At 73.1% G+C, this 18,280-nt stretch carries 17 protein-coding genes; 10 read left to right on the top strand and 7 right to left on the bottom strand.

Features of this window, described 5'->3' with window-relative positions:
- Window positions 1–210 precede the first annotated feature (210 nt).
- Window positions 211–1,281, bottom strand: coding sequence for a methyltransferase (locus IE317_RS42865; RefSeq protein WP_229903224.1), 1,071 nt, complete (start codon window positions 1,279–1,281; stop codon window positions 211–213).
- Window positions 1,282–1,452: 171 nt separating this feature from the next.
- Between IE317_RS42865 and IE317_RS42860 the strand changes: the two genes are divergently transcribed.
- The 3 genes from IE317_RS42860 to IE317_RS42850 are packed head-to-tail and all read left to right on the top strand — an operon-like array spanning window position 1,453 to window position 4,327.
- The gene (locus tag IE317_RS42860) at window positions 1,453–2,580 is read left to right on the top strand and encodes a hypothetical protein (RefSeq protein ID WP_191317088.1); all 1,128 of its coding nucleotides are present in this window, start codon (window positions 1,453–1,455) and stop codon (window positions 2,578–2,580) included.
- Window positions 2,577–3,488: an ABC transporter ATP-binding protein gene (locus tag IE317_RS42855; protein WP_191317087.1), complete on the top strand. Its 912-nt coding sequence runs from the start codon at window positions 2,577–2,579 to the stop codon at window positions 3,486–3,488. The genes IE317_RS42860 and IE317_RS42855 overlap by 4 nt, the downstream gene beginning before the upstream one ends.
- The gene (locus IE317_RS42850) at window positions 3,485–4,327 is read left to right on the top strand and encodes an ABC transporter permease (protein ID WP_191317086.1); all 843 of its coding nucleotides are present in this window, start codon (window positions 3,485–3,487) and stop codon (window positions 4,325–4,327) included. The genes IE317_RS42855 and IE317_RS42850 overlap by 4 nt, the downstream gene beginning before the upstream one ends.
- Here the strand turns inward: IE317_RS42850 and IE317_RS42845 are convergent.
- Window positions 4,317–5,123: a lipase family alpha/beta hydrolase gene (locus tag IE317_RS42845; protein WP_229903223.1), complete on the bottom strand. Its 807-nt coding sequence runs from the start codon at window positions 5,121–5,123 to the stop codon at window positions 4,317–4,319. The two genes, IE317_RS42850 and IE317_RS42845, sit on opposite strands and share 11 nt — an antisense overlap.
- A 285-nt stretch (window positions 5,124–5,408) precedes the next feature.
- Here IE317_RS42845 and IE317_RS42840 point away from each other — a divergent pair, with 285 nt between their 5' ends.
- The gene (locus IE317_RS42840; protein WP_229903222.1) at window positions 5,409–5,573 is read left to right on the top strand and encodes a hypothetical protein; all 165 of its coding nucleotides are present in this window, start codon (window positions 5,409–5,411) and stop codon (window positions 5,571–5,573) included.
- Here the strand turns inward: IE317_RS42840 and IE317_RS42835 are convergent.
- Both IE317_RS42835 and IE317_RS42830 read right to left on the bottom strand, forming a co-directional pair.
- Window positions 5,570–6,754 carry a glycoside hydrolase family 64 protein gene (locus IE317_RS42835; RefSeq protein ID WP_191317085.1) on the bottom strand — a complete coding sequence of 395 codons (1,185 nt, stop codon included), beginning with the start codon at window positions 6,752–6,754 and terminating at the stop codon, window positions 5,570–5,572. The two genes, IE317_RS42840 and IE317_RS42835, sit on opposite strands and share 4 nt — an antisense overlap.
- Window positions 6,755–6,791: 37 nt before the next feature.
- Window positions 6,792–7,706 carry an EamA family transporter gene (locus tag IE317_RS42830; RefSeq protein ID WP_191317084.1) on the bottom strand — a complete coding sequence of 305 codons (915 nt, stop codon included), beginning with the start codon at window positions 7,704–7,706 and terminating at the stop codon, window positions 6,792–6,794.
- 117 nt (window positions 7,707–7,823) lie between these two features.
- Here IE317_RS42830 and IE317_RS42825 point away from each other — a divergent pair, with 117 nt between their 5' ends.
- Window positions 7,824–8,321, top strand: coding sequence for a MarR family winged helix-turn-helix transcriptional regulator (locus tag IE317_RS42825; RefSeq protein WP_191317083.1), 498 nt, complete (start codon window positions 7,824–7,826; stop codon window positions 8,319–8,321).
- Here the strand turns inward: IE317_RS42825 and IE317_RS42820 are convergent.
- Window positions 8,318–9,262, bottom strand: coding sequence for an MBL fold metallo-hydrolase (locus tag IE317_RS42820; protein WP_191317082.1), 945 nt, complete (start codon window positions 9,260–9,262; stop codon window positions 8,318–8,320). The genes IE317_RS42825 and IE317_RS42820 overlap by 4 nt on opposite strands.
- Window positions 9,263–9,600: 338 nt before the next feature.
- Here IE317_RS42820 and IE317_RS42815 point away from each other — a divergent pair, with 338 nt between their 5' ends.
- The 4 genes from IE317_RS42815 to IE317_RS42800 are packed head-to-tail and all read left to right on the top strand — an operon-like array spanning window position 9,601 to window position 13,411.
- Entirely contained in the window at window positions 9,601–10,077 is a 477-nt protein-coding gene (locus IE317_RS42815; protein ID WP_191317081.1) for a PTS sugar transporter subunit IIB, read from the top strand.
- 18 nt (window positions 10,078–10,095) lie between these two features.
- Entirely contained in the window at window positions 10,096–11,706 is a 1,611-nt protein-coding gene (locus IE317_RS42810) for a PTS system mannose/fructose/sorbose family transporter subunit IID (RefSeq protein WP_229903221.1), read from the top strand.
- 11 nt (window positions 11,707–11,717) lie between these two features.
- The gene (locus tag IE317_RS42805) at window positions 11,718–12,107 is read left to right on the top strand and encodes a PTS sugar transporter subunit IIA (protein WP_191317079.1); all 390 of its coding nucleotides are present in this window, start codon (window positions 11,718–11,720) and stop codon (window positions 12,105–12,107) included.
- Window positions 12,104–13,411, top strand: coding sequence for a hypothetical protein (locus IE317_RS42800; protein WP_191317078.1), 1,308 nt, complete (start codon window positions 12,104–12,106; stop codon window positions 13,409–13,411). Before IE317_RS42805 ends, IE317_RS42800 begins: the two co-directional genes overlap by 4 nt.
- Before the next feature lie 7 nt (window positions 13,412–13,418).
- Here the strand turns inward: IE317_RS42800 and IE317_RS42795 are convergent, their stop codons facing one another.
- Window positions 13,419–14,189, bottom strand: coding sequence for a GntR family transcriptional regulator (locus IE317_RS42795; RefSeq protein WP_191317077.1), 771 nt, complete (start codon window positions 14,187–14,189; stop codon window positions 13,419–13,421).
- Between the two features lie 54 nt (window positions 14,190–14,243).
- On the bottom strand, window positions 14,244–17,315 hold the full coding sequence (locus IE317_RS42790) for an AfsR/SARP family transcriptional regulator (protein WP_191317076.1): 3,072 nt from the start codon (window positions 17,313–17,315) through the stop codon (window positions 14,244–14,246).
- 86 nt (window positions 17,316–17,401) lie between these two features.
- Between IE317_RS42790 and IE317_RS45255 the strand changes: the two genes are divergently transcribed.
- Window positions 17,402–18,010 carry a thioesterase II family protein gene (locus IE317_RS45255; protein ID WP_191317075.1) on the top strand — a complete coding sequence of 203 codons (609 nt, stop codon included), beginning with the start codon at window positions 17,402–17,404 and terminating at the stop codon, window positions 18,008–18,010.
- Window positions 18,011–18,280 lie beyond the last annotated feature (270 nt).

The raw sequence follows: 18,280 nt of genomic DNA, 5'->3' as shown, positions 1-18,280 counted from the left end.
CAAGCTTGCGGGCCCGGCTCAAAGTGATAGGCCTCGTTCAGGCGACGGGATGACCACCCAGCGGCCCACCTCGAGAACGCGAGAAAAAGCGGCGAGGAGGGGTCATCCCAGAGCCTGCCCGTCCGGCGAGGACAGGTCTTTTGCTTTTCTGCCGCGGCAGAACGGGTCTGGTGACGTCGCTGGTCCGGTTGCGCTCCCGGCCACCGATTCTCACCCCCGGCTGAGCCGCCAGAGCGACGTCACTTCCGCGGCCCGCGCCCGGTGCAGCGGGTCCCCCGGATCCACTGCACGCGGGTGCCGGGGCACCGCCTCAGTGCGCCCCACCACCCGCAGTCCCGCCGCAGCGATCCACCCCAGCAGCTCGCCGCGCGTGCGCAGCCCCAGGTGCTCCGCCAAATCCGACAGCACCAACCAAGCCTCGCCGTCCGGCGTCAGGTGCCTGCGCGCCCGATCGAGGAACCCTCGCAGCATGCGGCTGCCCGGGTCGTACACCGCGTGATCGAGTGGTCCGCGCGGGCGGCCCGGGAGCCACGGCGGATTGGTCACCACCAGTGGTGCCCTTCCGCGAGGAAACAGGTCCGACGTCACCACCTGGACACGGCCGGCCAAGCCGAGCCGGGCCAGGTTCTCCCTTGCGCACGTGACCGCCCGGGGTGAAGTGTCCGTTGCCACGATCCGGTCCACCCCGCGGTGGGCGAGGACCGCGGCGAGCACGCCCGTTCCGGTTCCGATGTCGAAGGCCAGCTCCGTGGTCGGCAGCGGCGCTTCCGCGATCAGGTCGACGTATTCCTGCCGGACCGGGGCGAACACGCCGTAGTGCGGGTGGATCCGGGCGCCGAGGGCCGGGACTTCGACACCTCGGCGACGCCATTCCGCCGCGCCCAGGACGCCGAGCAGCTCCCGCAGCGGCACGGCCGCGGGCTCGTGCAGCGGCCCGTAGACCGCGGCACACGCGGCCCGCGCGTCCGGTGCCCGGCGCAGGGGGATGACGTGGCCGGGATCGAGGGGGACAAACAGCAAAGAGAGCAGGCGTGCGCGGCGGGCGCGGTCGGTGCGGTAGCGGGGGTAGTCGTCCGGCGGGGGTGGGGGGATGCGGCGGTCGATGGCGGTGAGCAGGCTGCGGGCGGCCGGGTAGCCGCCGTTCCAGAGGAGGGCGATGCCGTCGGACATCGTGCGGAGGGCGGTGTCGGCGGAGACGTCTTCTCCGGCGGTGCGGGCGGGGCGGGAAGGCGGGGAGAAGAGCCGGCGAGCGGGTTCGCCGGGCAGGACGAGATGCGCCACGGTAAGGGGTTTCCGTTCTTGCTGCGGGCACGACGAAGCACCCGCGAGACGTGCGGGGTGTGCGAAGGACCGGAGCGGGAACTAGCTCAGGACAGCAGCATGAACGGGAGTCACTCGTCGAGCCTAGGACCCGCGGCCATGGCGTACAAAGGACGGGAGAGGTGATGCCGGATGACGCCCTCGGTGGTGCGGCACGAGAAGCGGCGCCGGTGGGCGGTCGTCGCCGCCGTGGCCGCGGTGCTCGTTTCCGCGCCGTCGGTCGTCGCCGCGCTCGCGCCGGCCGGTGCGGCGGCCGATCCGGAGAAACTGCGTGCCCTGGTGCTGGACTCCGCCGGAAAGCCGTATCAGGGTTACGCCGAAAGCACCGGTTCGCTGGCCGTTCCGGAGCTGCCGAACCTCGCCGCCGTCACCGCTCTCTTCTCCATGCGCACGCCGATGCGGGTCTGGTACGCCGGGCCCGACCGCTACCGCGTCGACATCCTCGGCACCGCCGGCGAGCACGACGTCTACCGGCTCCCGGACGGCGAATACACGTGGGACTACGGGGACAACACGCTGACCGAGCTGATCGGCGACCCCGGGCTGCGGCTGCCGCGGGCCGGGGACCTGCTGCCGCCCGAACTCGCCCGGCGAATCCTGCGCGCCTCGCGGGGCGACCGGGTGAGCGCGCTGCCGGGCCGGAACGTCGCCGGGGTCGCCGCGTCCGGCCTGCGGCTCGTGTCCGCCGATCCGGACACGACCATCGGCGAGGTCGACGTCTGGGCGGACCCGGTCACCGGGGTCGCCGTGCGGGTCGAACTGACCGCGCGCGGGCAGCACGCCCCGCTCCTGGTCACCGAGTTCCAGCAGCTCGAACAGACGACGCCGGTCGTGGAGGCGCCGCGGCCGGTGCTCGGGTCCGGGTTCACCGTGACCAGCGCCCCGGACGTCGCCGACACACTGGGTGCGCTCGGCGAGGTCCCGCTGCCGTCCTCCCTCGCCGGACGTCCGCTGGTGTCGTCGACCTTCGGGGGCGTGCAGGGCGCGGCGCTCTACGGCCGCGGGCTGGCCGCGCTCGCCGTGATCGCCGTGCCGCGAACAGTGGCCAACGCGGCGAGGGACGCCGCCGGGAAGGCCGGTGCGGTGGAGGTCAGGCTGGCCACGGGCAGTGTCGTGCAGCTGTCGATCACCCCGCTGTCCCTGGGCATCGTGCAGGCGTCGGTCTCCCGGCGCTCCTTCCTGCTGGCCGGGACCGTGACGCAGGGAGTCCTGATGTCGGTGGCGGAAGAGCTGACCCGGCTGCGCCGGAGCGGCCCGTGATCGTCACGCACGCACTGACCAAGCGCTACGGCCGCACGGTGGCCGTCGACGCGGTCGACCTCGACGTCCGCGAAGGCGACCGCTACGGCTTCCTGGGCCCGAACGGCTCGGGCAAGACCACCCTGGTCCGGATGCTGCTCGGCCTGGTCTACGCGACCGCCGGGGAGATCGAGGTGCTCGGGAAACCGGTGCCGAAGCGGGTCGCCGAGGTGCTGCCGGAGGTCGGCGCGCTCGTCGAGGGCCCGGCCGCGTACCCGCACCTGTCCGGGCGCCGGAACCTGGCGCTGCTCGACGCCGCCGGCCGCGGCGGTGGCCGTCGCACGCGGCGCCGTCGCATCGACGAAGCCCTCGAACAGGTCGGGCTGGGCGGGGTCGACCAGCGGCCGGTCAAGGCGTACTCGCTCGGGATGCGGCAACGGCTCGGGCTCGCCGGCGCGCTGCTGCGACGGCCGCGGCTGCTGATCCTCGACGAGCCGACCAACGGGCTCGACCCGCAGGGCATCAAGGAGATCCGCGAACTGCTCGTCGAGCTGAACGCGGGCGGCACCACGGTGTTCCTCTCCAGCCACCTGCTGGCCGAGGTGGAGCAGCTGTGCACGCGCGTCGGCGTCGTCGACCGCGGCCGGCTCGTGCTGGAGGAGGACCTGGCCACGCTGCGGGCGGCGACCGGCCGGATCCTGGTCGGCACGCCGGACGCGGCCGAAGCGGCCGCGGTCCTCGACGGGCAGCTCGAAGCCCGCGACGGCGACCGGCTCGTCATCCGGCACGGCGATCCGGCGGCGCTGAACGCGCTGCTCGTCGAGGCGGGGGTGCGCGTGACGTCGATCCACGCCGAACAGCGGACGCTGGAACAAGTCGTCCTCGACGTGACGGGTCCGGGCTCGGACCGGTTCGGAGCGGCGGAATGATCGGTGTCGAACTGCGGAAGCTCGCGCTGCGGCCGCGGGTGTGGTTCAGCGTGCTGCTGCTGTGCCTGCTGCCCGCGATCGTCGGCGTCTTCCTGGCGACGGCCGACTTCGCGCCGCCGCCGGGGCAGGGCGGGGCGTTCCTCTCCGCGGTGGTGAACGACGGCGCGCTGTACCCCGCCGCCGCGCTCGCGCTGGTGCTGCCGCTGTTCCTGCCGATCGCGGTCGCCGTCGCCGCGGGCGACGCGATCGCGGGCGAAGCCGCCACCGGCACCCTGCGCTACCTGCTGGTGCGCCCGGTCGGCCGGACGCGGTTGCTGGGCGCGAAAATGGTGGCGCTGGCCGTGTACGTCACCGCGGCGATCGTCATCGTCGTGCTGACGTCGCTGGTGCTCGGGGTGATCCTTTTCGGCACCGGAGGCCACCCCGGCGTCGCCGGCCCGGGCGGGCAGCCGAGCGGCGTGACGTCGTTGTCGGGGCAGTCGCTCAGCTCCTCGGCGCTGGGCCTGCGGCTGCTGGGCGCGGTTTCCTACATCGTCGTGTCGATGCTCGGCTTCGCGGCGATCACCGTGTTCCTGTCGACGGTGTCCGACTCGGCGCTGGGGGCCGCGCTGGGCGGGCTGGCCGTGCTCATCACGAGCACGGTGCTGGAGACCCTGGACGCGGCCGCGTCCGTGCGGCCCTACCTGCCGACGCACTACTGGCTGTCCTGGATCGACTTCTTCCGCGATCCCGTGCTGTGGCGCAACATCGACTACGGGCTGCTGCTGCAGGCCGGCTACGTCGTGGTGTTCTTCGGGGCCGCCTGGGCGAACTTCGCGACGAAGGACGTCACGAGCTGAGGCAGTCGGTGGGCGCTTCGAGCGGGGTGGTGCCGAGGGCCTGCAGGACGATCTCGGTGACGGCGGGGTCGGTCGGCAGGTCGCCGTGGCCGGCCGGGTTGCCGGGGCAGACGTCCTGGAGTTGGACGTTGACGGCGCCGTCGAGCCGGGCCGAGTCCGGCGGGGTCACCGTCTCGTCGTTTTCCGTCCAGAGCGAAAGCCACGGCAGGCCCGGCGGGAGCGGCTGCTTGGCCAGCTCCTGCAGGAGGCTGCTGCCCGGCGCCAGCTGGACGCACGCGGTAGGACAGCCGCCCGGGACCAGCGCGCCGCCCGCCGTGGCCAGACCGGTGCCGTGCATCGGCGCGCCGAGCGTCACGACCCGGCGGGCCTGGTGGTCGCCGCCTTCCCGGCCGACCCACAGCCGGGCCACGACCCCGCCCGCGGAGTACCCGACGACGTCGACCGAAGGCGCGCCCTGTTCGTAAGCCTTTTCGACGGCTTCAGCGAGGACGGTGGCCTGTTCGACGAGATCGCCGGTGCCGTCGCCGGCCGGGGTGAGCACCTCGGCGGACCGGCCGGTGGCCTGCCGGATCCGCTCGGCGAGGATCTCCAGCGCGCCGCGGCCACCGCCGTAGCCGGGGACGAGCAGCACCGGGCCGGGCTTGTCCTGGTCCGGCGTCCCGCTGTCGGGAGCGGCCTTCGCCCCGGAGGTCGCGATGACGGCGACCACCACCACGGCCACCACGGCGACGGCGACGCTGCTCAGCATCACCCGTCGCCGCGGGCTGAGCCCACCCCACCAAGCCGTGATCCGCACCCTCCCATGATGACCCGGCTCCCGCGTGACCGCCGTGATCCAGCGGGCATCACGCGTGACTGGGGAGGCATCACGCGTGACTGGAGAGGCATCACGCGTGATTAAGCGGGCATCGCGGTGATGCCCCGCCAGTCACGCATGATGCCCCGCCCAGCACGGGTGATGCCTCTTTGCGCACGGGTTCGGCGCACGTACTCGGCCGATCCGGTGACTTCCTGAACCGGCTCCGCGTTGGGTGCCGTGTGGGCGGTGGGAGTGGTGGAGATGGTTCGGGGTGAGCCGGTTGTGCGAGTTTTGGTGGTCGTCGTGCTGGTGGTGGAGCTGGTGGCGTGCGGGCCGCCGGCGGTGGAGGTGAAGGGCCGGGCGGTGCCGGTGCCGGTGCGCACCGGCGCGCCCCCGGGCGAGCTGCTCGGGGACACGCCGGTGGCGCCGGTCGTGGTGAAGCTCTAGTTGAACGGGTCCAGCGTCAGGTAGGCCGTCGCCGGGTTGCCGTCGTTGACCAGGGATTCGTAGTGGCCGACGTCGTCGAACGCGAAGGCGTACGCCTTGCCGTCGGCCATCTGCGCGTGGATCTTGCGCGCGTAGTGGTTGGTGACGGCGTCCTGGTAGAAGCCCGCGGAGCTCGTGTCCGGCTGGTTGGCGTTCGTCAGCAGCGTCGAGCGGTTGAAGCCCGCGCAGAGCGTGCGCGAGATCTGGCCGCGGACGTCGTTCGGCGCGTCGAGGTTCTTGTAGCAGCCGAAAACGCTGTCGGAGTCCGGTTTCTGGAACGCGGTCACGAACCCGCCGGAGGTGTTCGTGAAGTTCATGGTGGTGCCCGAAACCCGGCCGTAGTACTTGACGTTCGGCTGGTCGGCCACCGGGGTCACGGTCAGCGTCGACGAGCTGTACTTGGTCCAGACGCGGTTGATGTAGTCCTGCAGCACGGTCGACGGCAGCGCGCCCGCCTCGATGCCGTGGCTCGGCGCCAGCGCCCGCAGGACCGTGCCGTCGGAGCGCGTCCGGATCAGGTTGGCCCAGCCGCCGGGCTGGCCGCGCAGCGCGGTGTAGAAACCGTTGTAGCCGCCCGGCTTCAGGTGCCCGGTGCTCCGCGTGGTGCCGCCGACGGGCTGCACGCCGACCGCGTACGGCGCGGAGAACATGTCCACCTGGGTGCTGTTGATCCAGAGGCCGCCGTCGTTGAGCGTGTACTCCGACCAGTTGAAGAGGATGTCGGCGTTCGGGTCGGACGGGTTCTGGACCGCCGGCTGGACCAGGCCCCCGGTGGCGAGCTTGAACACCAGCTTCTGCCCGTAGGAGAAGTAGATCCGGCCGGAGAACTTCGGGATGCGGATGGTGATCGACTGGCCGTTGGCGGGCCCGGGGATCGACGCGTCGGGCGCCGGGATCGGCGGCACCGCGCCGCCGGGCCAGGCGTGGAACCCGCCGTTCGCGTCGGCCCAGCCCTGCTGCCCGGTGGCCAGGTTCGTGCCCAGGTCGTAGAGGTACACGGGATCGCTGCGGCCGGAGTTGTTGGTGATCTTCAACGGGATCGTGGCCGGCACCGCCTCGGCGGCGGGGGCGGTCGCGGCGACCACCGCGAGCGCCGCTCCCAGGACCGCAAGCCGTTTCCGGACGGACGTCTTCGTGCGCACGGGCGCCTCCTCGTCGAGGCCGATGATCGCAAGTTGTTCAGACCATTTCAGCGTCGGTGCCCGGGCGCGGGGTTGTCAAAGGCTGATAATTATCAGCCCCCGTCCGGACCAACGGCCGCCGCTGCGCGCCCACCACGGCGGCCAGCACGATCACCGCGCCCAGCAGCTGCCACGCCGTCAGCCGCTGGCCGAGGACGAGCCAGCCGAGCAGGGTGGCGACGACCGGGCTCAGCAGCCCGAGGAACGTCACCTGCGTCGCGGACAGCGCGCGGATCCCGCGGAACCACAAGGCATACGCGAACGCGGCGCCGATCAGCGCGAGGTAGGCGTACCCGGCGAGGTTCGCCCCGGACAGCGACGCGGGCGGAGCGCCTTCGACGGCCAGCGCGACCGGGACGAGCACCAGCCCGCCGGCGACGAGTTGCCAGCCGGTCGTCGCCAGCAGGGGAGCGGGGGACGTCCAGCGCTTGCTGAGCACGACGCCGGTGGCCATCACGACCGCGCCGCCGGCCGCGGCGGCGACGCCGATCGCGTCGAGGCGCGCACTGGACTGCAGGACCAGCAGGCTGACGCCGGCGACCCCGGCGACGCCCGCGAGCACGGTGCGCCGGGTCAGGCGTTCGCCGAGCAGGCCGGTGGACAGGCCGGCGACCAGCAGCGGCTGCAGGGCGCCGAGGGTGGCGGCGACCCCGCCGGGCAGCCGGTAGGCGGCGACGAACAGCAGGGCGAGGAACGCGCCGATGTTCAGCGTGCCGAGCACCAGCGACCGCCACCACCAGTCGCCCTTCGGCAGGCGGCGGGTGAGCGCCACCAGCAGCAGCCCGGCGGGCAAAGCGCGGATGACGGCGGCGAGCAGCGGGCGGTCGGGCGGCAGGAACTCGGTGGTGACGAGGTAGGTGGTGCCCCAGATGGCCGGGGCGAGGGCGGTGAGGAGGAGCTGTTTGTTTAGCACTAAGGTAGATTACCTCAGCGCTAAGGTAAATCGCTACTGCGTCTTCCGGGCTTCGTCACTCCGGTCCCCGAAAAGCGACCTTTCACTCACCGCTAAGGCTTCGGTTACGCTGTGGCGATGGCCGACCACGTGGACCGGGTACTGGCGCAGTGGCACGCCGAGCGTCCCGACCTCGACGTTTCCCCGATGGCGGTGATCGGCCGGCTGTCCCGGCTCAGCGCGGTGGTGGACGCGGAACTGCGCCGCACGTTCGCCCGCCACGGCCTGGACCGCGCGACCTTCGACGTGCTGGCGACCCTGCGCCGCAGCGGGCCGCCCTACCGGCTGACCCCGACGGAACTGATGCGCTCGGCCATGGTGACGTCCGGGGCGATCACCCAGCGCCTCGACAAGATGGAGGCGCGCGGCCTGGTCGAGCGCACGCCGAACGAGGCGGACGGGCGCGGGGTGCGCGTGCAGCTGACCGAAGCCGGCGGGGAGCTGATCGACCGGGCGCTGCCGGAGCACGTCGAGACCGAGCACCGCATCCTGGCCGCGCTGGACGCCGGCGAGCGCGAGGAGCTGGCGTCGACGCTGCGGACCCTGCTGGAGAGCCTCGGCGGCTCGGTCTCCTAGGAGATCCGCCGGACCGGTTCGCTGCCCAGCAGCGAGTCGAGGTCGATGCGGCCGCCCGCCGCGGCCAGGACCGCGTCGATCGCCAGGTCGACGTCGAGCTTGCGGCCGTGCTGGTCGGCGTACGCGCGCATGAGGTTCCCGATGTGCCGCTCCGGGTTGCGCCACGACGGCCACCGCAGGGAGGCCTGCTTCGCCAGCTTCGAGAAGTTCGACTGGCGCACCGTCGCCTCCAGCAGCCACTCCAGGTAGACGCGCATCGCGTGGAACGCCGTGTGCGCGGGCGTCGCCACCGGGCCGTGGCCGGGCACCAGGGTGCGCGGGCGGAACGTGTCCTGGAGCCAGTCCAGCGCGTCGAGCCAGCCGGGGATCGAGCCGTGCACCGCCATCGGCGTGTCGCCGATGAACACGAGGTCGCCGGTGAACAGCGTGCTCGAGCGCGGCTCGTGCACCACCAGGTCGCCCGCCGTGTGCGCGACACCCGGCACGGCGACGACGTCGACCACCGCGCCGCCCAGGTCCAGCTCGTGCCAGCCGGTCACCGGCCGGACCGCGCCGGGCTCCGGCGGTTCCAGGACGCCCCAGCGGGTGTAGGTGAAGACGTTGCCGTAGGTCTGCGGCCCGGCCTTGACCAGGTCGAGGGCGCCGTGCGCGGCCAGCGCGGTCCCGCCGTCACGCAGGGCGACACCGAGTCCGTTGTGGTGTTCGCCGTGCGCGTGCGTGATGACGACCGTGAGCTCCTGGTCGCCGGCGTACTTGCGGACGTCGCGCAGCAGTTCCAGGGTGGCCTGCTCGGTGCCGCAGGTGTCGATCAGCGCGACGCCCTCGGTGCCCTGGATCCAGCCGCTGTTGGCGACGAACCACTCGGCCGGGCTCTTCACGTACGCCACCACTCCGGGCCGCGCGTGCCGGAGCGGGACGATGTTCGATCTGACGGCCGGCATGCTTTCCTCCCCTGAACGGACGATGCGGTTAACGACGGTGACCGGGCGAGGTTGCGCGGTTTCCCGCGGAATGTTTCCGTCGATTTCGGTCGGCTGACCGGTCGAGAATTTTTCGGATTTCCTCGTGACCAGGGTCTTGACAGTCGATCACAACCGTCCATACTGGTATATACCTTTATGGGAGGGTCCGGGAGAAAAATCCAGGGGGACTTCGCGCTCGTGGGCCGACGGAAGGTCTGAGGGGTCCTTCCGTCGGCCGCGCGAAGGCCGGTCACCGGCAGTGTTGACACAGATACTGGTACGAACCAGTATGTCTCCTGCCGTCCGGGAGGAGAAACATGACGGGGGCACACGTCCGGATCGACAACCGGCTGATCCACGGGCAGGTCACCCTCGCGTGGACCCGCCGCCTCGGGGTGCGCCGGCTGGTCGTCTGCAACGACGACGTCGCCGCCGACGAACTCCAGTGCATGCTGCTCCCGCAGGCCGCCCGCGGGCTGCCCACCGACGTGCTGTCGGTCGAGGCCACGCTGGCCGCCGAGGCCGCCGCGGACGTCATGATCATCGCCAAGCACCCCGGAGACGTCTTCCGCCTCGTCGAGGGCGGGCTGCGGCCCGAGGTCGTCAACGTCGGCAACGTGGCCCCCCGGCCGGGGGATTCCTACACCATGGTCACCCGCTCGGTCGCGGTCACCGCCGACGAGGCCGACGCCTACCGCAAGCTCGCCGCCGTGGGTGTCCCGCTGGTCACCCAGCTGCTCCCGCAGGACAAGCCCGCCGAATTCGTCCCGCTGCTCGACCGGAAAGGGCTCTAGCTCCGCATGCTCGTCGCGTTGGCCCTGACCCTTTGGGCGATCTACTGCACGTACGACGGCCTCGGGCCGTTCCTCATCTACGCCCAGCGCCCGCTCATCGCCGGCTCGGTGGCCGGGCTGATCACCGGCCACCCGCTGCTCGGCCTGCTCATCGGCGCGACGCTGGAGCTGGCCGCGCTCGGCGTCTACACCTACGGTGGCGCGACCATCCCGGACTACCAGACCGGCGCGATCGTCGGCACCGCGCTGGCCGCGGGGGCCGCCGGCGCCCCGGCCGCGCAGGCCGCGATCGGCCTCGGCGTCGGGCTGCCGGCCGCGATCCTGCTCTCGGCGCTGGACCCGGTCGGCAAGATGGTCACCACCGCGCTGGTGCACCGGGCCGACGGCTACGCCGCCGACGGCAACGCCCGCGGCCTGGCGATGATCCACTGGGTCAGCCTCGTCCCGTGGGTGGCCGTGCGCGCGATCCCGACGTTCCTCGCCGCGCTCGCCGCCTCCGGCGGGCTGGTCAAGGACATCACCGCGAGCATCCCGGCCGGGTTCGTGCAGGGCATGACGCTGGCCGGGTCGCTGCTGCCCGCGGTCGGGTTCGCGCTGCTGCTGGGCATGATGGAGCTGTCGCGGTACTGGTACCTGCTGCTCATCGGGTTCGTCGGGTTCGCCTACCTGAAGCTGCCGGTGCTGGGGATCGCGCTGATCGGCGTCGCGGTCGCGATGCTGTTCGTGACGCTGAAGCGCGACGAGCCGGTGCTCGCCGTCCCCGAGGCACCCGCCGCGGACGAGTCCACTGTGGATCCGAGACTGACCAAACAGGACCTGCGGCGGGTGTTCCGCCGGTACTTCTGGTCGAGCCAGATCTCCTGGAACTACGAGCGGATGCAGGCGCTCGGCTTCGCGTACTCGATGGAACCGGTGCTGCGCCGGCTCTACCCGGAGAAGGCCGACTACGTCGCCGGACTGCAGCGGCACCTGCAGTTCTTCAACACCTCGGTGCTCGTCGGCGGCCCGCTGATCCTCGGCTCCAGCGTGGCGCTCGAAGAAGCCGGGACCCCGAAGTCGGCCGCGAGCACGAAGGTCGCGCTGATGGGGCCGATGGCCGGCATCGGCGACACCGTCGTCTTCGCGCTGTACAACAGCATCGTCTTCACCATGGGCGCGTCGTGGGCGCTGCAGGGCAACTGGCTCGGCCCCGCCTTCGCCGCCGTCATGGTGCTCGTGCCGTACGCGCTCATCCGGCGCTGGCAGTTCTCCTTCGCCTACCGCGAGGGCAAACGGCTGGCCGGGCACCTGGCCGCCGGGGCGCTCGCGCGTGTCGCGCAGGGGGCGACCGTGCTCGGGTTCGTCGTCCTCGGCGGGTTCATCCCGTCGATCGTCAAGGTCGTCACCACGCTGACCTACCGGCAGACCACCACGGTCCAGGGGCAGCCGGTGACGCAGTCGGTGGCGATCCAGGACCGGCTCGACGAGCTGCTGCCGTTCCTGCTCCCGGTGCTCGTGACCGCCGGGGTTTACCTGCTGACGGTCAAGGCGCGGCTGCGGCCGGTCTGGGTCATCGGCATCGTCGTCGTGGCCGGGGTCGTCCTGGGGTGGCTCGGCTGGTTCGCGCCATCGGCCCCGGCGAAGAGTTGAGGGAGTCCGCCATGACCGTCCCGATCATCCTCGCCGGCCACGGCCGGCTCCCGTCCGGCGTCGGGGAAGCCGCCGAGATGATCCTCGGCCCGCAGGCGCGGCTGAAGGTCTGCGAGCTGAGCCCGCGGGACAGCCCGGAGGAGTTCGGCGCCCGGCTGCTCGCGCTGGCCCACGACGCCGAGAGTGTGCTCGTGCTCGCCGACCTGCACGGCGGTTCGCCGTTCAACGCCGTCCGCACGCTCGCGGCCACGCACCCGCGGTTCCAGCTGGTCTCCGGGCTGAACCTGCCGATGCTGCTGGAAGTCCTGCTGCACACGACCGACGACGTCACCGAGCTGGCCGGGGTGGCGCGTGCCGCCGGCCGCAACGGCGTCGTCGACGTCCTGGAATCGACCTGGTGACCGCCGCGCTCCTGCTCGCCGCGCAAGACGTCCGGATCACGCCGGGGCCCGGGCACCCGCTCGGCGGCTACCTGGCCCGGCACGGGGTCGCGACCGGCACGCACGACGACCTCGAGGCGTCCCTGATCTGGCTGTCCACCGAGGACGACCCCGGCGTGGTGTGGGTGGCGCTGGACGCTCTCGCCGTCGACGCGGGCCTGACGCGGACCCTGGCCGACGCGGTCGCCGCGGCGGTGGGCATCGACCCGGACCGGGTGCTCGTCTGCGCGTCGCACACGCATTCCGGACCCGAGGGCTGGACCGGCCCGCTGCACCCCGGCCTGCCGGGGCGGCGCGACGCCGGGCTGGTCGGCGGCATGGCGGAGAAGGTCACCGGCGCCGCGCTGCGGCTGCGTGCCGGCCGAGGCCGGGTCCGCGCCCGCTGGCACGCGGGCTCGACCGAAGCCGTCGGCGGCAACCGCTACCGGCCGGACGGACCGCACGACACGTCGTTCGGCGTCCTCGAGCTGCGCCGCGACGACGGCACGCCGGCCGCGCTGCTGTTCGACTACGCCAGCCACCCCACGGTGCTCGGCCCGGACAACCTGGCCTGGTCGGCGGACTGGCCGGGCGCGACCCGCCGCGAGCTGGCCACCCTGGTCGGGCAGCCGGTCGCGGCCTTCCTGCAGGGCGCGGCGGGCGACGCCAGCTCCCGGTTCGTCCGCCGCGGCCGCGACCACGCCGAGGTCCGCGCGCTCGGCGGCCACCTGGCGACGTCGATCGCGCGCACGCTGGCGGCGGTGTCGTCCCCGCCCGCGACGGCCGGCCCGGTCCGGCTGACGCGGTCGACGCTGCACCTGCCCTACCGCGACATCCCGTCGCTCGAGGACAGCCTGGAACTGCGGCAGACGGCGGAGGCGGAGTGGCAGCGCGAGCTGGCCTGCCACGGTGAGGACCACCCGGCGGTCCGCATCGCCCAGACCCGCTACGAGGGCTGCGCGATGCTGGCGACGATGGCGGCGAGCGGACGGCCGACGGGCTGCGCGGAGGTGCCGGTGAGCGTGGTGTCGCTGGGCGAGATCGCCTGGCTGCACACCCCGTTCGAGCTGTTCGCGTCCCTGGGCCTGCGCATCCGCCGCGGCAGCCCGTTCCGCCACACGCGGGTGATCGGCTACACGGACGGGTATCTCGGGTACCTGCCGGACGCGGACGGGCACCGCGACGGGATCTACGAGTCGTACGTGACGCTGTTCGGCCCGGAGGCCGCCGACCAGCTGGTGGACCACTGCCTGAAGGTGCTGCGGAAGCACCAGGTCAGCTGCTGAGCGGGGCTCAGGTCGCCGGGCTGCGGCGCGCCTGCGTGAAGACCGTGTAGCGGTCGGCCCGGTACAGCGACCGGCCCGCTTCGATGACGCCGCCGCTCTGGTCGTGCAGCGTGCCCTCGATGATCAGGCACGGCTGGGTGGCTTCGATGCCGAGCAGGCCGGCGTCGTTGCTGTTCGGCAGGACCGCGGAGATCGCCGTGTCGTTCCACTCCGGGCGGACGCCCCAGCGTTCCTCGATCGTGCGGTGCAGGGACTGGGTTTCCCAGTCGAACAGCTCGATACCGGGGAACCGGTCGACGGACAGGTTGGTCCGCTCGACCGCGAACGGCTCGTCTTCGACGTAGCGGAGGCGTTCCAGCCGGAACACCCGGGCGCCCGGCGGCACGTTCAGCCGTCCGGCGATGCGCGGGCCCGCGCTTTCGACTTCGGCGTGCAGCACCTTCGTCTTCGGCACGACCCCGCGAGCCTGCATGTCCTCGGTGAACGAGGTCAGCATGTCGATGTGCGCGGCCTGCCGCTCGGCGGTGAAGGTCGCGGTGCCGTGCTGGCGGTACAGGACGCCGTCCGCGACCAGGCGGTTGACTTCCTGCCGCACGGTGCCGCGGGCGACCTGGAAGTGCTCCGCGAGGAACCGCTCGGACGGCATCAGCCGCCCCGGCCCGGCCTCCGTGGCGACGCTTTCCAGGATCTCGCGCAGCTGGTCGCCCTTCGGCCGCCCCGGCTGCAGCGCGTCCGGAAGGCGCAGATCGCTCGCGGCGACGTGTTTCGGACGGGGCATGCCTTCAGTATGTCGCGCAACGCCCGGCGAGGAACACCCGCCGCGGCAGGACGCTCAGCCGGTGGCCTGGTCGCCGAGCCGGGCGAGGAACTGGCCCGCCAGTGCTTCTCCCGTCACGTGCCCGACCGCGCGGTACAGCGCCTCGGCTTCCCGGGCCGTCCCGCCGGCCAGGATCGACCGGCCCGCCGCCTCCTGGACCGCCGCCAGCCCCAGCAGCGCCTCCGCCTCCACCACGCGGAACCCGCCCGCCCGGGCGGCGTCCAGTGCCGTCCGCGCGTGTTCGCCCGCTTCACCGGGCCGCCCGCCGGCCGCCAGGACCCGGGCCAACGTCGCCGCCGCCTCCGCCAGCTGGCCGCGCAACCCCGACTCCGCCGTCAGGGACCGGGCTTCGCGCAGGACCCGCTCCGCCGCCGCCAGGTCACCGCGGCTCTCCTCCGCCCGGCCCAGTGCGATCAGGGCCGCCGCCTCGACCTGGCGGTCGCCGTCGCGGCGGACGCACGCCAGTGCCGTCTCCGCCGCGTCCGCCGCCGCCGAGGGGGCGCCGCGGGCGATCTGCAGGGCGCTCACCACGTTCAGCGCCGTGGCCTCGCCGAAGCTGGAGCCCACGTCGCGGAACGCCCGCAACGCCTGATCGAGGGTCTCTCCGGCCTCGGCCAGCCGCCCGGTGGCCATGAGCACCCAGCCGAGGTCGGCGAGGTTGGCCGCCTCCCAGAACGCCAGGTCCTCCTTGCGGGCCAGCGCGATCGCCTCCACGAGGCAGTCCTCGGCCTGCTCCAGCCGCCCCAGCTGCCGGTAGTGGCAGCTCAGCGAGTTCAGCGCCAGTGCCTCGCCCGACCGGTTGGCCAGCTCGCGGAACAGCTGGATCGCGCGACGGCTGTGCTCGACGGCCTCCGACAGCCGTCCCGTCCACTCCAGCATCGACCCGAGGTTCGCCACCGCCGTCGCCTCGCACTGCCGCCAGCCGCACGCCCGGCTGGCCAGCACCGCCTTCTCCGTGTGCCGGATGCCCGCCTCGTGCTGGCCCTCGCGGAAGTACGCCCCGCCGATGGACAGCTGGACGAGCGCTTCGGCCGGCCGGGCCCCGTGGTCCTGTGCCGCGCGCAGCACGATCGGGGCGAGCTCGAGCCACTCCGCGCGACGGCCGTGGTCGTGGAAGAACCGCCGCAACGCGTCGGCGAGGTACCAGGCGCCCGGGTACGGCCCGCGTGCCGCCGCCTGCCGCAGCGCCGCCGACAGGTTGGGCACCTCGACGTCCAGCCAGGCCACCGCCGAGGCCGCGTCGGGGAAAGCCACCGGGCTCGGCGCCGAGGGCGCGTCTTCGCGGGGGAGCACCACGATCCGCGCGCCGAGCAGGGCCACCGCCGCGTCCGCGGCCGCGCAGTAGCCGGTGAACAGCCGCTCCCACGCCGCCTCGCGCGCGGGCTCGTCCTCCTCGGCGCGGACGCACTGCTCGGCGTAGCGGCGGGCGAGGTCGTGGAACCGGTAGCGGCGGGGTGCGTGCGCCTCGAGGAGGTTCGCCGCGATCAGCCCGCGCAGCCGCCGGGTCGCCTCCTCCACCGGCACCTCCAGCAGGGCCGACGCGGCGATCGCCGTGAAGTCGGTCCCCGGCACCAGCGCGAGCAGCCGGAACGCCTGCCGCAACCCGGGGGCCAGTGCCTGGTAGGAGACCGAAAACGCCTTGGCGACGGCGCTTTCGCCGTCGAAGCCGAGGTGGGCCAGCGGATCGCCGCGCAGCTCGTCGACCAGCTCGCCGATGCTGGCGACGCCGGTGTTCGCCGCGGCGATCCGCAGCGCCAGCGGGTGGTGGCCGCACAGGCGGGCCAGCTCGGCCGCCGCTTCCGGCTCCGCGGCGGTCCGGTCGCCGAGCAGGGTGGTCAGCAGCGCCCGCGAGTCGGCCTCGCGCAGCTGCGTCAGGCCCAGCGAGCGCGCGCCGACGCGGGCGACCAGCTCGTCGAGCCGGTGGCGGCTGGTCACCAGCACCCGGCCCGACGACGGCAGCAGCGGCAGCACCTGGGCGGTGTCGCGGGCGTTGTCCAGCACCACCAGGGCCTGCCGGTCGGCCAGCAGCGACCGGTAGAGCTTGCTCTGGTCGTCGACGCCCGGCGGCACGTCCCGCAGGTCGACGCCAAGGGTCCGCAGCAGCTGCGCGAGCGCGGCGGCGGGCGTGAGCGGCTCGTCTTCGGCGTCGAAACCGCGCAGGTTCACGTACAGCTGGCCGTCGGGGTAGCGCGCCCGCGCGGTGTGGGCCCAGTGCACGGCGAGCGCGGTCTTGCCGACACCGGCGGTGCCGGTGATCACCCAGACGTCCCCGGGTTCGTCGAGCGCGGCCAGCTCCGGCGCCCGGCCGGCGAACCCCCGCACGTCCAAGGGCAGTTCGGCGGGCCGCGGGGCGGCCGGGGCGGCGGCGGGCTCGCCTTCGCCGCGCAGGATCCGCATCCGCAGGTCCTGGAGGGCCTGGCCCGGCTCGATGCCCAGCTCGTCGACCAGCAGATCGTGCGCCCGCGTATAGGTTTCCAGTGCTTCCGGGGTGCGGCCGCAGCGGTGCAGCGCGAGCATCAGCGCGGCCCGCAGGCGCTCGCGGAACGGGTGCTCGTCGACGAGCCGGCGCAGCTCCCCGGCCACTTCGCCGTGCCGTCCCGCGACGAGTTCCTGCTCGTACAGCTCCTCCAGCGCGACGAGCCGGCGTTCGGCCAGCGCCGGGACCTCGTACTCGGCCAGTGCCTCGCTGACCCCGCCGAGCGGGTCGCCGTCCCACAGCGCCAGCGCGGCCCGCAGGTGCTTGACGGCGTCCGCGCCGGAGGTGGCCCTGGCCTTGGCGACCTCTTCGTCGAACACGTCGAGGTCGCGGTCGCCGGGCGCGACCTCGATGACGTAACCGGGCGCGCGCCGCACGATGACGTCGCGGCCGAGCAGCTTCCGCAGTTCGGAGATGTGCACCTGCAGCCGCCCGCGGACGCTCGGCGGCGCGTTCTCGCCCCAGGTCAGGTCGATGAGCCGGTCCTCGGTGACGACGCGGTTGGCGTTGAGCAGGAGCGCGGCGAGCACGGACGTCTGCTTCTGGCCACCGGGACGGACCGGGCCCGTATCGCCGAGGACCGTGACCGGTCCGAGCAGGCGGTAGCGCACGTGATGCCCCCCGGAAGACGGACCGAAGCGAAACGGAAGTGCTCTGGTCGACCCTATCCCCGGGCAGGCTGGATGGGAGGCCACGGGTGGACCGAGACGACGTGCAGCGTCTGTTGTTCGTCTGCTTCCCGGACGCCGGGGAAGCCGCCGGCCGCTACCGGGCCTGGCGCGATCCTCGGATCGCCGTGCAGGTCGTGGAGCTGCCCGGGCGGGGCGAACGCCGGGACGAGCACCCCTACCGGGACATGTGGCTGCTGGTCGAGGCACTGACCGGGGAACTGGCGGGGGTGCTCGAGAGCCCGCACGTGCTGTTCGGCGCGGGGCTCGGTGCCCTGGTCGCCTACCGGCTGGCCCAGCGCCGGGTGGCCGCGGGACTGGGGGTCCCGCGGGCACTCGTCGTGGCGCACCAGGCGCCCCCGGCCCGGGCCGCGCGGGCGGTCCCGGAGCAGGCGGGCCGCGCCGACGTCAGCCTGCTGGCCAGCGACGCCCACCTGCCGGTGGCGCCGCCGCTGCCGTCCCCGATCCGCGGGTTCGGCGAGCCGCACGTGATGACCGGCTGGGGGGAGCACACGACCGCCGGGTTCGTGCTCACGCCGGCGCGGGCGCAGGACAGTGCGGCGCTGCTGCGTGACGCGGTTCTTCGGTCGGCGCACCTGATCTCGGCGATGTCGGGGCCGGCGCCGAAGCTGGCTTAGGGGCGGCGGGCGTTCGCCGGTGTGCGGGACCGCGGACCGGCGGCCGGCAGCGCAAGGTGACCCACGATGTGATCGCAAACCGGTGGCCGGCAGCCCAGGGTGACCACCGGCGACTCCCGAACCGGTGGCCGGCAGCGGAAGCCGACCAGCGAATGTGATCGCGAACCGGCGGCCGGCAGCGAAAGCCGACCAACGACGTCACCAGACCTCCCCCGCCCCTCATCCCAGCCTTCCCTTCAGCCGACGGGCGGGTTTGTCAAGGCACGCTTT

The organism is Amycolatopsis bullii, assembly GCF_014654205.1.
Taxonomy (GTDB): Bacteria; Actinomycetota; Actinomycetes; order Mycobacteriales; family Pseudonocardiaceae; genus Amycolatopsis; species Amycolatopsis plumensis.
This window is presented reverse-complemented; position numbering and strand designations above follow the sequence as displayed.

Coding starts and splice junctions, on each gene's coding strand:
- IE317_RS42795 (WP_191317077.1), bottom strand. CDS start 14,189: ATGCCCCGTCCGAAACACGTCGCCGCGAGCGATCTGCGCCTTCCGGAC.
- IE317_RS42860 (WP_191317088.1), top strand. CDS start 1,453: ATGACGCCCTCGGTGGTGCGGCACGAGAAGCGGCGCCGGTGGGCGGTC.
- IE317_RS42825 (WP_191317083.1), top strand. CDS start 7,824: ATGGCCGACCACGTGGACCGGGTACTGGCGCAGTGGCACGCCGAGCGT.
- IE317_RS42815 (WP_191317081.1), top strand. CDS start 9,601: ATGACGGGGGCACACGTCCGGATCGACAACCGGCTGATCCACGGGCAG.
- IE317_RS42850 (WP_191317086.1), top strand. CDS start 3,485: ATGATCGGTGTCGAACTGCGGAAGCTCGCGCTGCGGCCGCGGGTGTGG.
- IE317_RS42820 (WP_191317082.1), bottom strand. CDS start 9,262: ATGCCGGCCGTCAGATCGAACATCGTCCCGCTCCGGCACGCGCGGCCC.
- IE317_RS42805 (WP_191317079.1), top strand. CDS start 11,718: ATGACCGTCCCGATCATCCTCGCCGGCCACGGCCGGCTCCCGTCCGGC.